At 68.8% G+C, this 12582-nt stretch carries 11 protein-coding genes; 7 read left to right on the plus strand and 4 right to left on the minus strand.

Going from position 1 to position 12582, the window contains the following annotated elements; all coding sequences use genetic code 11:
- Positions 1–92: 92 nt before the first annotated feature.
- Positions 93–1442, plus strand: a complete 1350-nt coding sequence (locus KEC55_RS28955; RefSeq protein ID WP_282508517.1) for an NCS2 family permease — start codon at positions 93–95, stop codon at positions 1440–1442.
- Between the two features lie 46 nt (positions 1443–1488).
- Positions 1489–2589 carry an adenosine deaminase gene (gene add / locus KEC55_RS28960; protein WP_282508518.1) on the plus strand — a complete coding sequence of 367 codons (1101 nt, stop codon included), beginning with the start codon at positions 1489–1491 and terminating at the stop codon, positions 2587–2589.
- Positions 2590–2619: 30 nt separating this feature from the next.
- Here add and KEC55_RS28965 read toward each other — a convergent pair whose 3' ends face one another.
- The gene (locus KEC55_RS28965) at positions 2620–3072 is read right to left on the minus strand and encodes a nuclear transport factor 2 family protein (protein WP_282508519.1); all 453 of its coding nucleotides are present in this window, start codon (positions 3070–3072) and stop codon (positions 2620–2622) included.
- Between the two features lie 278 nt (positions 3073–3350).
- Between KEC55_RS28965 and KEC55_RS28970 the strand changes: the two genes are divergently transcribed.
- Complete coding sequence (locus tag KEC55_RS28970; protein ID WP_282508520.1) at positions 3351–4613, plus strand: hypothetical protein; 1263 nt, start codon at positions 3351–3353, stop codon at positions 4611–4613.
- Between the two features lie 204 nt (positions 4614–4817).
- Positions 4818–4982 (plus strand): hypothetical protein, encoded by a 165-nt coding sequence (locus KEC55_RS28975; protein ID WP_282508521.1) that lies wholly within the window; start codon positions 4818–4820, stop codon positions 4980–4982.
- A 34-nt stretch (positions 4983–5016) separates the two neighbouring features.
- Here KEC55_RS28975 and KEC55_RS28980 read toward each other — a convergent pair whose 3' ends face one another.
- Both KEC55_RS28980 and KEC55_RS28985 read right to left on the minus strand, forming a co-directional pair.
- Positions 5017–7254: a penicillin-binding protein 1A gene (locus KEC55_RS28980; RefSeq protein ID WP_282508522.1), complete on the minus strand. Its 2238-nt coding sequence runs from the start codon at positions 7252–7254 to the stop codon at positions 5017–5019.
- Positions 7255–7351: 97 nt separating this feature from the next.
- Positions 7352–8887 (minus strand): PLP-dependent aminotransferase family protein, encoded by a 1536-nt coding sequence (locus KEC55_RS28985; protein WP_282508523.1) that lies wholly within the window; start codon positions 8885–8887, stop codon positions 7352–7354.
- A gap of 123 nt (positions 8888–9010) precedes the next feature.
- On the opposite strand from KEC55_RS28985, the gene KEC55_RS28990 reads away from it, so the two are divergent.
- Positions 9011–9649: an FMN-binding negative transcriptional regulator gene (locus tag KEC55_RS28990; RefSeq protein ID WP_282508524.1), complete on the plus strand. Its 639-nt coding sequence runs from the start codon at positions 9011–9013 to the stop codon at positions 9647–9649.
- A 56-nt stretch (positions 9650–9705) separates the two neighbouring features.
- On the opposite strand, the gene KEC55_RS28995 is transcribed toward KEC55_RS28990, so the two are convergent.
- Entirely contained in the window at positions 9706–10287 is a 582-nt protein-coding gene (locus KEC55_RS28995) for a thioredoxin family protein (RefSeq protein ID WP_282508525.1), read from the minus strand.
- A 225-nt stretch (positions 10288–10512) separates the two neighbouring features.
- Here KEC55_RS28995 and KEC55_RS29000 point away from each other — a divergent pair, with 225 nt between their 5' ends.
- Together KEC55_RS29000 and KEC55_RS29005 are read left to right on the plus strand one after the other, a co-directional pair.
- On the plus strand, positions 10513–11253 hold the full coding sequence (locus tag KEC55_RS29000; protein WP_282508526.1) for a response regulator: 741 nt from the start codon (positions 10513–10515) through the stop codon (positions 11251–11253).
- Positions 11250–12572 carry an ATP-binding protein gene (locus tag KEC55_RS29005; RefSeq protein WP_282508527.1) on the plus strand — a complete coding sequence of 441 codons (1323 nt, stop codon included), beginning with the start codon at positions 11250–11252 and terminating at the stop codon, positions 12570–12572. Before KEC55_RS29000 ends, KEC55_RS29005 begins: the two co-directional genes overlap by 4 nt.
- Positions 12573–12582: the final 10 nt, after the last annotated feature.

Below are 12582 nucleotides of genomic sequence, written 5' to 3' on the forward strand. Positions count from 1 at the left end.
GGCAATAACGGTCGGGATGTGGTACGCGGCAGTATAAGACCGCGCTGCAGGAATCGACACACGACAATATTCGGAATCACAGGAGAACCACCATGTCAGCGACTGACACGATCCCGGCGCGAGCGCCGGCCAACTGGCTCGAACGCCGCTTCGCGCTTGCCGCGCGCGGCACGAGCGTGCGCACTGAGACGATCGCGGGCGTCACGTCTTTCCTCGCGGCCGCGTACCTGCTCGTCGTGATCCCGTCGCTGCTCGCGACGGGCGGCATGGAGCGCGGCGCGGCGACGACCGCGACGATCATCGTGTTCGTGCTGTTCACGACGCTGATGGGGCTCTACGCGAACCTGCCGTTCCTCGTCGGCCCCGGCATCGGCGGCTCGGTGATCATCGGCGTGACACTCGCGACGACGGAGCATGTGGGCTGGCAGACCGGCCTCGGCATCGCATGCGTGTCGGGCGTTCTGTTCTTCTTGCTGACGATCCTCGGTGCACGCGGCGTCGTGATGAAGCTGATTCCGGTGCAGATCAAGCTCGGGCTCGGTGCGTCGATCGGCCTGTTCGTCACGATGCTCGGGCTGCGTAATGCGGGAATGGTCGTCGCGAACGCGAAGACCAACGCGTTCGCGCTCGGCGATTTCTCGCGGCCGGGCGCGCTCGTCGCGCTGATCGGCCTCGCGGTCGCGATCCTGCTGCAGGCACGCAAGGTGCCCGGCGCGATCCTGATTGCGATCCTCGTCGCGGCCGCGGCCGGCGTGCCGCTCGGCGTCACGCATTTGCCCGCGTCGTTCGTGTCGCTGCCGCACAGCATCGCGCCGATCGCGTTCAAGCTCGACATCGGCAGCGCGCTGAGCCTCGCGGCCGCGCCGTACCTGTTTGCGTTCTTCGCGGCGGAATTCTTCTCGACGCTCGGCACCGCGCTCGCGGTCGGCGCGAAGGCGAACCTGCTCGACGAACAGGGCAACCTGCCGAACATCAACCGGCCGTTCCTCGTCGATTCGCTCGCTGCGACGATCGGGCCCGTGTTCGGCATCCCCGCGCTGACCGCGCTGATCGAATCGGCGGCAGGCGTCGAGGCCGGCGGCCGCAGCGGGCTGTCGTCGCTGGCCGCGGCCGTGCTGTTCGCCGCGATGCTGCTGTTCGTGCCGGTCGCGCTCGCGATCCCGAAGGAGGCGACCGCACCGGCGCTGATCCTGATCGGGCTGTCGATGTTCGCGACGATCCGCCATACGCATTTCGACGACTTCACCGATGCGCTGCCTGTGATGTCGATGGTGCTGCTCACACTGATGTCGAACAGCTTCGGCACCGGCATCGCTGGCGGGCTGCTGTGCTACGTGCTCGTCAAGCTGCTGGCCGGCCGCTGGCGCGACGTGTCGTGGGGGCTCGTCGTGCTCGCGATTCCGCTCGGCTATTACTTCTGGACCGTCGTGAAGCCGCACTGAGAGACGGCTTTCGCGACGCAATGGCACCACCGAAAAAGAGACTGAAATGAAGGGAACACCAGGTAACGTCCCGGCCGCGCGCACGGGCATCGAGATCACGCCGGCCCATCGGGCCTTCTTCCACGCGCTGCCGAAGGTCGAGCTGCATTGCCACCTGCTAGGCGCAGTGCGGCACGACACGTTTATCGCACTCGCGGAGCGCAGCGGCGCGCCGATCGAGCGCGCGGAGATCGACGCGTTCTACGCGCGCGGCGAGAAACCGGTCGGCGTGCTGCACGTGCTGCGCGCGCTTGACAAATACCTGCTCACGCAGCCCGACGACCTGCGGCGGATCGCATACGAGTATCTGGAAGATGCGGCCGCACACAACGTTCGGCATGCAGAATTCTTCTGGAATCCGACCGGTACGGTTCATGTATCGGGCATCGCGTATGCCGATGCGCAGGCCGCGATCGTGACGGCGATTCGCGATGCCGCGCGCGATTTCGGGATCGGTGCGCGCCTGGTTCCGAGCATCGACCGTGAGCAGGATCCGGACGAAGCGGTTGCGATCGTCGAATGGATGAAGGCGAATCGTGCGGACGAAGTGGCGGGGCTCGGCATCGACTATCGCGAGAACGACCGGCCGCCGGAACTGTTCTGGAAGGCGTACCGCAATGCGCGTGCGGCAGGCTTTCGCACGACCGCGCACGCGGGCGAGTTCGGGATGCCGTGGCGCAACGTCGAGACGGCCGTCGACCTGCTGCAGGTCGATCGCGTCGATCACGGCTATACGATCGTCGACAACCCCGAGCTGTGCGCACGCTATGCGGAGCGCGGGATCGTCTTTACCGTCGTGCCGACGAATTCCTACTACCTGCGCACGCTGCCGCCGGAGCAATGGGCGGAGCTGCATCCGATGCGCAAGATGCCGGGCCTCGGGCTGAAGATCCATCCGAACACTGACGATCCGACGCTGCACAAGGTCAATCCGAGCGAAGCGTGGGAGCTGATGTTCAGCCATTTCGGCTTCACCGTGGCCGACCTGAAGCAGTTCATGCTGAACGGGATCGACGGTGCGTGGGTCGACGATTCAACGAAGGCTGCGTGGCGTGCGGCATGGGCGCCGGAGTTCGATGCGCTGGCTGCCACGCTCGCGACAGGCTGAGCGCGACCGTGTTGGCCGCCGGCCGGTGCTTCAACCGGCCGGCGGTTCGTTCGGGTTCAGGTGGTAGCGCAGGTCGCCCGCGAAATCGAACAGCGTGTAGTCGCGGAACGAAAAACGCCAGACGCCGTCGACACGCTCGAATGCATCGTGATAGCGGCCTGCCGCGACCGGTTGAAGCGGGAATCCCGCGACGGCCTGCAGCACCGTGTAGTACGAGCGCACCGTCGCGCGATGCGCGGGCTCGTCGATCTCGATGATCGGATTCGTGACGACATGCTTCGTGCGCGGTGTGCCGCACGGGTAGCGCTTCACGCTCGCGCTGAACAGCGCGAGCAATTCATCCGCGCCGATCGTCGGCGCACCTTCCTTCGTCTTGATGCGGGCGTGCCGGAACAGCTCGGCGACGCCCGGCAGGTCGCCGCCATCGAGCAATTCCGCGTAGCGGTACAGCAGGTTCGCGATTGCGACAGCGCTTGCGGTCATGCGGCCTCCGGTATCGATGGACGATGACGGCGATGGTGCGCGGTGCGTGGCCGGGCCGCTTCGTCCAGGTGGACTAAGGCGGCGCATCGTCCAGGCACGATGCCGCGCACGCGTTGCGTCATCGCGGCGCACCGCGTTGCGCGACATGCCGCCTTGCAGGCTGGCATACATCGGTCGCGTTCGCTATATTGGCGTCCGGCGGCGCCCGGTCGTGCCGCTGCCGCCGTGCGCGCCCGCGCCGGCATTCCGATAACAATTCGAATCCTGAGAGGCCCGCCGTGCGCATTCCTGTTTTCTGTCTGATGTTGTTCGTCTCGTTGTCCGCGCGAGCCGGCAGTGCCTGCAATGCGCTGCTCGGCGATTACGCGCCGGCCGCCGGCAAGCCCGCGACCCTGCGCGTCGAGAAAGTGGGCGGCGAGATCGTGCTGCGCGGGCGCGACGCCGGCCGATGGAGTGTCGAAACGGCACCGACGCACGAGGCCGAGCTGGAAACCGACGGCCCTGACAAGGCGCCGCCGGGCGCCTGTGTGCTCGACGTGCCGGGCGGGGAGTTGATCAAGATGCCGATCGGCGCGCCGTATCAGGTCACGTCGATCACGGGCAGCAACTTCACGACGAAACATTCGACCACGGGCGTCCTGCTGCGCATGGTGCAGGGCTTCCAGGTCGACGGCATCGAGCTGTATCCGGTCGTGCGCAGCGGCGATTCGCCGCCGGCCGCGGTGAAGGCGGTGCGGGGCCGCGAGGTCGCCGGCGCGGGGCCATGCCCCGGCTACCATGCGCCCGACATGAGCCAGGCCGACTTCGACGGACTGTCGGACCGCGTGCGTACCTACTTTGCCGGTCTCGACCCGGTGCAGCAGCGCGCGTTCGTGTGCGGGCAGACGCTCGACGAAATCGTCGGCGACGGGCTGTCGTCGAGCGACGCGAAGACGGTCGATGCGATGTGGCGCTGGCTCGACGTGATGCTGCACGCACACCAGGTGCCGCGCGACGAGCATGGCAGCGACGATCGCTGGCGTGTGGCCGGCCAGTTGCTGCGGCACAACCGTTCGGACGACGGTGCCAAGGCGTCACCGGACCGAGCACGCCGGCAGGCGCTCGTGCTGGATCTGCTGGTGCCGAACCTGCCGCCGCCCGACACGTTGCGCGACGGCCGCGAGGAGCAGGCGAGCGACCTCGTCACCGAGCTCGTGAAGTTGCCGGAAGCGGACGCGCTTGCCGCGCTCGGCAAGCTGCACGCGAGCGGCGCACTGAGCTGGCAGATCCACGACAACAATCCGTACCATCTCGCCGACGCTGCGTTGTCCGACGCGTTGAACCCGCCGGTGTCGGCGGCGGTGTTCGCGTTGCTCGTGAAGGATACGAACCCGGTGGTGCTGCAGAGCGACACGCTGCTTCACGGCGAGGTGATCGAGCATCATGTCGAGGGCGTGCGGCGGCTGTTGGGTGTCGGCGTAAAGCCGACCGCGAAGGTGCTGGCCGATGCGGGCGACGATCCGGAGATCCTGCGGCTGCTGAAGGCGGCTGCGGCGCGCTGACGGCGCTCGCCCCGGCTTACCGCGACGCACGACGACACGACCACGAGGGCGACCCTTCCGATGGGCATCGATCCTGGCGCTATCTCCAGGACGGTGACGGCGGCGACGCGCGAACGATCGAGCTCGCGGAATCCAACAATCACTTTCCGCTGCGGTGGCGCTGAGCGGCACCCCGCGCGTTACACGCGAATCGGAGGCGATGCGTTGTTCGACGGCAATGCGGCGCGCACGCCGCTTATGCCGTGGTTCGTGCGCCGCGTCGCGATCGCGCGGAACTGGAGCAGCGGCGAACCGGTTGCGGCATTGCGCGACGACGGCGTGCCCGTCCGGCTGTACGCGGACGGACGCGCATCGACGTCGCGTCGATGACACGTGCGGCCGGCGTGATCCGCCGGCCGCACGCTCAGCGGAACATTCTCAGCCAGTCGAACAGGCCGGGGTGGGGACGCCGCTTCGGCGCCGGCGCCGGTGCCGGTGCGCTGCGCGGACGGAAGTCGGGCGAGAACTGCGCACGCGGATCGATCGCGCGCGTACGCAGCGCCGCATCGTAGAACGACCCGACGATCGGCAACGCGCTGTGCGCGCCCGCGCCCCAGTAGTCGCTGCGCAGCGTCACGCTGCCGTCGTCGAAGCCGACCCACGCGCCGGCCACCAGTTGCGGATGCATCAGGATGAACCAGCCGTCCGTGTTGTCCTGCGTCGTGCCGGTCTTGCCCGCGACGTCGGTGCGGATCCCGTAGCGCCAGCGGATGTCGGCGCCGGTCCCGTAATCGACGACGCCGCGCATCACGTCGACCAGCGTCTGGGCGGCGGCCACCGGCAACGCGCGTTCGGGCGGGGCGCTGTTGAATGCGGCGAGCACCTTGCCGTCGCGATCCTCGATGCGCGTGATCATCTGCGGCGCGACATACACGCCACGATTCGCGATCGTCCCGTACGCGGACACCATTTCCTTCAGCGTGACGGGGCTCGTGCCGAGCGCGAGCGACGGTACCGCGTCGAGCGGGCTTTCGCGCACGCCCATCGCGCGCGCGAGCTGCGCGACCCTGGCCGCGCCTTCGCGCTGCATCACCTGCGCGGTGATGCGGTTACGCGACAGCGCGAGCGCGTCGCGCAACGTCATCGGCGCACCGGTGGGCGCCTCGGCATCGGTCGGGCGCCACACGGCGTGCGTGCCGATCGGGATCGCGACGGGGCGATCGACGAACGTATCGCCCGGCTGCATGCCGTCCGCGAACGCGGCGCCATAGACGAACGGCTTGAACGTCGAACCTGGCTGACGCCGCGCCTGTGCGACGTGATCGAACGGCTCGCTGCCGAAGTCGGGGCTGCCGACCCATGCGCGGATCGCGCCGTTGCGCGGATCGATCGCGACGAAGCCGGCCTGCACCTGCGTCTTGCGCTCGCACAGCGCGCGCATGAACTCGCGGTTCGCACCGAGCTGCTTCAGCGCCGGCACATCGGCGAGCCCCGCGTCGCGGGCCTGGCGATAGTCGGGCGTCTGGCGGATGAAGCCGCGGAACAGGTCGTTGCGCAGCCCGCAGCCGGACGGGCCGCGCCATGCGCTGTCGGCGACCGCCTGCAGGCGGTCGGTTTGCTGCGTCAGCGCCTGGGTCGCCATGTCCTGCAGTTGCGCATCGAGCGTCGTGCGCACGACGAGGCCGTCGGAGTAGAGGTCGTAGTTGTTGCGGTCGGCCCAGGCGATCAGCCACTTGCGCAACTGCACCGCGAAGTGCGGAGCCGGGCCCTGCTGCGCGGTCTGCGGTTCGAAGTCGACGCGCAGCGGCTGGCGTTGCAGTTTCGCGAGCTGCTTCGGCGTGAGCATGCCCATCTGCGCCATCCGGTCGAGCACGATGTTGCGCCGCTGGACCGCGCGCTCCGGATTGAGCACCGGGTTGTAGTAGCTGTTGCCCTTCAGCATCCCGACGAGCGTTGCGCTTTCGACGATGTCGAGCTGGTCGGCCGACTTGCCGAAGTAGGTACGCGCGGCCATTTCGACGCCGTACGCGTTGTACAGGAACGGGACGGTGTTCAGGTAGGTCTCGAGAATCTCGTTCTTGCTGTACACCGACTCGATCTTGAAGGCGGTGATCAGCTCCTTCACCTTGCGCGTGAGCGTCAGCGAACGGCCGACTTCGTCCGGATACAGGTTGCGTGCGAGCTGCTGCGTGATCGTCGAGCCGCCCTGGCGGTTGCCCGAGAACGTGTGCAGGCCGGCCGCGAGCGTGCGGCGCCAGTCGATGCCGTGATGCGAGTAGAAGCGGTGGTCCTCGGTCGCGATCAGCGCGTCGACCATGTGCGGCGAGATCTGCTTGAGCGGCACCCATTCGCGATTGACGGGCCGGAATTCGGCGATCAGCTGGCCGTCGGCGGACAGCACGCGTGCGGGGCGGTCGATACGCGCCTTGCGGATGTCGCCGATGCTCGGCGTGAACGGGACGAACGCGATCAGCACCAGCAGGCCCAGCGCCGGGATCGCGGCAAGCGTCAGCGCGACGCCGCGGCGCGTCGGATGGCGCAGGCGGTGCAGCACGCCGGCGCACAGCGCGCGGATGCGCGCGCCGCAGGCGGCGGCGAACGGTGCGACGCGGGCGCGGCAACGGAGCCACGCGTCTCGGAGAAACGGCACGAAGCGGTTCAAGGCGGCAGGAGCGCGGATGGAAGAGGCGCGATCCTAGCAAACGACACAGGTGCGGCGCCGGCTAAAACGGCCGTTTGCTTGCAGGATTTACAGACGATTACGTTTGTTGCCTGCCGACAACCTTTTGCGACGCGCGCGGCCACGATTCCACTGACGAAACCACGTCCGCGAGCCGCTGCGCGGCCGCCTCCATCTGCGCGCGGCCGAACCCGCCGAAGCCGAGCACCAGACCCGGGCGGGCCGTGCCGGGCGCGAACATCGGCGACACCGCGCGCACCGCGACGCCGGCCTGCGCCGCGCGCGCGACCACGTCGAGATCGTCGATGCCTGCCGCGAGCCACAGCACGACGTGCATCCCCTGGTCGCCCGGCTGTACCCACGCGCGTTCGCGCGGCAGCCGTGCGCCGAGCGTGTCGATCAGCAGCGCGCGCTGTTCCGCATACACGCCGCGCACGCGGCGGATGTGGCGGTCGAGATGGCCTTCCGCGATGAATGCGGCCAGCACGTGCTGATCGGCGGTTGGCGCATGGCGATCCATCAGCACGCGCGCGCCGCAGAACGCGCGCACGAGATCGTCGGGTGCGATCACGTAGCCAAGCCGCAGCGACGGAAACAGGATCTTGCTGAACGTGCCGAGGTAGATCACGCGATCGGGGTCGAGCCCCTGCAGCGACGGGAACGGATAACCTTCGTAGCGCAGCTCGCTGTCGTAGTCGTCCTCGACCACCCACGCGCGATGCGTACGCGCCCACGCGAGCAGCGCGTTGCGCCGGGCCATGCTCAGCGGCATGCCGAGCGGGTACTGGTGCGACGGCGTGACGAACGCGGCGCGCGCGTCCGGCGCGAGCCGCATGCCGGCGTCGACGTCGAGGCCGTCGGCGTCGACCGGCACGCGCACCATTGCATCGCGTCGCCCGGTGCTTTCGAGCAGTGCGGTGATGCCGCGATAGGCGGGATTCTCGACCCATGCGCGGTCGTTGTCGCCGAGCAGTATCTGACTCGAGAGATGCAGCCCCTGCTGCGTGCCGCTCGTGATCACGACCTGACCGGCATCGCAGCGCACCGAGCGTGACCGGCGCACATAGTCGGCGATCGCTTCGCGCAGCGGCAGTGCGCCTTGCGGATCGGCATAGCCGGACGGCGCGCCGGCGCCGCGGGCGCGCAGGCGGTTGCCGAGCCGGCGCCAGATGTCGTCGGGCGCGGTGAGGCCGACCGGCACGGAGATCGCGAACGGCATGGCCGGTAACGGGCTGAATTCGCGGGCGATCCGCGCGAAGGTGGCGGCGGGCTCGGGCAGGCCGGCGTGTGCCGGGCGCTGGCGCGGTGTTGGCGCGGCCGGTTCGTTGCCGGGCGGCGGTTCGGCGAGCGCGTTCGCGACCCGCGTGCCCGCGCCGCCGCGCGATTCGAGAAAGCCTTCGGCGATGAGCTGCGCATACGCGTCGACGACGGTACCGCGTGCAACCTGCAGCGAGGTTGCGAGCAGCCGGGTGGACGGCAGCGTGTCGCCCGGCCGGACGTCGCCGCGGCGCACGGCGTCGCGCAGCGCCTGCGCGAGCTGGCGGCTCAGGTCGCCGGCCGCGCGATCGAGCGCGCCGAGCGACGGGATTTCGACGATCCGGGCCGTTCTTGCCATGATTCTGGTCTGCTGAGAATGTTTCAAACCGGTTCTACAGCATAAACCAGTTTGGGATCACAATCGCCGCATGACGGGCTCGCGCCCGCGCCATTTCCAACCCCGTACGACCGTGGAGCCGACATGTACGTCCCCGCCGATTTCAACGAGCCCAATCCCGACGCGCTGCGCGAGCTGATCGTGCAGCATCCGTTCGGCAGCCTGATCACGCACGGCAAGAGCGGGCTCGACGCGAACCACATTCCGTTCGAATTGCTGCCCGACGACGGCGGGCTCGGCGAACTGCATGCGCACGTCGCGCGCGCGAATCCGGTCTGGCAGGACGTCGCGAACGGTGACGAGGTGCTCGTGATCTTCCGCGCCGGCGACGCGTACATCTCGCCGACCTGGTATCCGAGCAAACACGTCGCGCATCGGCAGGTGCCGACGTGGAACTACGTGGTCGTGCATGCGCACGGCCGCATCACGGTGCGTGACGACGAGAAGTTCGTGCGCGGCGTGGTTGCGCGGCTGACGCGCACGCACGAGGCGTCGCAGCCGGTGCCGTGGAAGATGGGCGACGCGCCGAAGGACTACATCGACACGATGCTGCAGTCGATCGTCGGGCTGCAGATCGAGATCACGCGGCTCGTCGGCAAGCGCAAGCTCGGGCAGAACAAGGCCGAGGCCGATATCCGGGGCGCGGGCGAAGCGTTGGTCGCGGACGGCAACCTCGCGATCGGCGAAGCGATGCTCGCGGCGGCCGACGCGAAGCGCGAGTGAGCGAGTGAGGGCACGATGTGCGAGCAGGCGCGTGCCGCGCCCGCACGTCGCACGGATCACTGCGTGCGCGTCGCGTCCTTCGCCGGTGTGCCCGCCTGCGCGAGCGCGCCGCGAATCGCGGCCTCGGTCTTGTCGTACTCGCCTTCGCCATAGCGCGTATAGACGACCTTGCCGTTCGCATCGATCAGGTACAGCGCGGGCCAGTACTGGTTCCCGTACGCGCGCCACGTGTCGTAACGGTTGTCCTGCGCGACCGGATACTGAATGCCGAAGCGCTTGATCGCATCGGCGACGTTGCCCGCGTCACGCTCGAACGGATATTCGGGCGTATGCACGCCGACCACGACGAGCCCCTGGTCGCGATACTTGCGGTCCCATTCCTTCACGTACGGAATCGTATGAATGCAGTTGATGCACGAGTACGTCCAGAAATCGACGAGCACGACCTTGCCGTGCAACTGGCCGAGCGTCAGCGGCGCGCTGTTGTGCCAGCGGTCGATGCCGGTGAAATCGGGCGCCGGCGTGCCGGCCAGCGACGTCGGCATGCCCGCGTCGTCGCGGGTGCCGGCGAAGGCGGCGAGCCCGGCCGTGGCGGCGAGGGCGATGACGATGGCGGCGGTCTTGAGTCGGGGCAGCATGGCGTTCTCCTGATCGGTGGGGCCGCTGCTCGGGGGCGCGGCCGGACGGGTTTCGACAGGCCCCATTAGGCGGCGCCGACGTATCTGCGATGTGTCCGGCCAGCCGCGCGTGTGCAATGTTGTGTGTCGTCACGGCGGCGCGATACATTGGGATACAAACGCGTGCCTGCCTTGCGGTATAACAGCGGACATCGCCTGCCCGAACCACGACACCGACAACGATTCATGGACAAGATCGACCACGTGCTGATCGTCGACGACGATCGCGCGATTCGCGAACTGATCGCGGACTACCTGGAAAAGAACGGCATGCGCGTGTCGCTGGCCGCGAACGGCCGCGAGATGCGCAACGTGCTGGACGACGGCGCGCTCGACCTGATCGTGCTCGACCTGATGATGCCGGGCGAGGACGGCCTCACGCTGTGCCGCGACCTGCGCGCCGGCAAGTTCCGCACGGTGCCCGTGCTGATGTTGACCGCCCGCGGCGAGGAAACCGACCGCATCATCGGCCTCGAGATGGGGGCCGACGACTACCTGGCCAAGCCGTTCGCGGTGCGCGAGCTGCTCGCGCGGATCCGCTCGGTGCTGCGCCGTGCGCGCATGCTGCCGCCCGGCATGCAGGTGACGGAATCGGCCGAGATGCTCGCGTTCGGCGAATGGCGGCTCGACACGACCGGGCGCCACCTGCTCGACGCCGAAGGCACGCTGGTCGCGCTGAGCGGTGCCGAATACCGGCTGCTGCGCGTGTTCCTCGACAACCCGCAACGCGTGCTGACGCGCGACCAGTTGCTCAACCTCACGCAGGGGCGGCAGTCCGATCCGTTCGACCGATCGATCGACCTGCTCGTGAGCCGGCTGCGCCAGCGCCTGCGCGACGGTGCGCGTGAGCCGCGCTACATCAAGACGCTGCGCAACGAGGGCTACGTGTTCTCGTCGGCCGTGACCGCCGTCGACGGTACGTCATGAGCGCGCGCCTGCCGTGGCACTGGCCGCGCTCGCTGTTCGCGCGGCTCGCGCTGATCCTGTGCGTGGGCCTCGCGCTCGCGCAGACGCTGTCGTTCTGGCTCACCGTGACCGAGCGCGACCAGGCGACCACCAACCTGATGATGGGCTACATCGAGCGCGAGGTCGCGAGCTCGGTCGCGCTGCTCGATCACCTGCCGCCGGCCGAGCGCGCCGCGTGGCTGCCGCGTCTCGCGCGGCGCAGCTATGCGTTCATCCTCGGGCCCGGCGAGACCGGCACGCCGCCGGAAGCACGGCTGTCGGCGCGCGTCGAGCGCTCGATCTCGGACGGCATCGGCGGCGACTACCCGCTGACCGCGAACGCGATCCCCGGCGACCGCGAACATCTGCAGGTGCATCTGCGGCTGACCGACGGGTCGCCGCTGACGATCGACATCCATCCGATGTCGACGGTGCCGCTGTCGGGCTGGCTGCCGGTCGTGCTCGCGCTGCAGCTCGCAGTGCTGGCCGCGTGCTGCTGGCTCGCGGTGCGGCTCGCGACGCGGCCGCTCAAGCAGCTCGCGCAGGCCGCCGACGCGCTCGGCCCCGACCTGAAGGGCGAGCGGCTGAACGAAGGCGGGCCGTCGGAAGTCGCGCGCGCCGCACGGGCGTTCAACGCGATGCAGGACCGCATCGCGCAGTACATGGCCGAACGCATGCAGATCCTCGCGTCGATCTCGCACGACCTGCAGACGCCGATCACGCGGATGCGGCTGCGCGTCGACGTGATGGACGACGACACGCAGGGTGCGAAGCTGCGCCAGGACCTGATCGAGATGGAACATCTGGTGAAGGAGGGCGTCGCGTACGCGCGGACGCTGCACGGCACCGAGGAAGCCGCGCGCCGCATCGATCTCGACGCGCTGCTCGACAGCATCGTGTGCGACTACACGGATGCGGGGCAGGATGTCGCGCTGCACAGCCGCGCACCGCTCGCGCTCGTCACGCGGCCGAAGGCGCTGCGCCGCATCGTCGGCAACCTCGTCGACAACGCGCTGAAGTTCGCGGGCGCGGCCGAGATCGACGTGCAGGCCGTGCCGGACGGCGGCGCGGTGATTGCCGTGCTCGACCGCGGGCCCGGCATTCCGGCCGATCAGCTCGACGCGGTGTTCGAGCCGTTCCGGCGTGTGGAGACGTCGCGCAACCGCGACACGGGCGGCACCGGGCTCGGCCTGGCGATCGCGCGGCAACTCGCGCTCGCGATGGGCGGCACGCTGACGCTGACCAACCGGCCCGATGGCGGCGGGCTCGAAGCGAGGCTCACGCTGAGGAATGCGGGGTGAGGCGACGCGG

This window comes from Burkholderia cepacia (genome assembly GCF_029962485.1).
Taxonomy (GTDB): domain Bacteria; phylum Pseudomonadota; class Gammaproteobacteria; order Burkholderiales; family Burkholderiaceae; genus Burkholderia.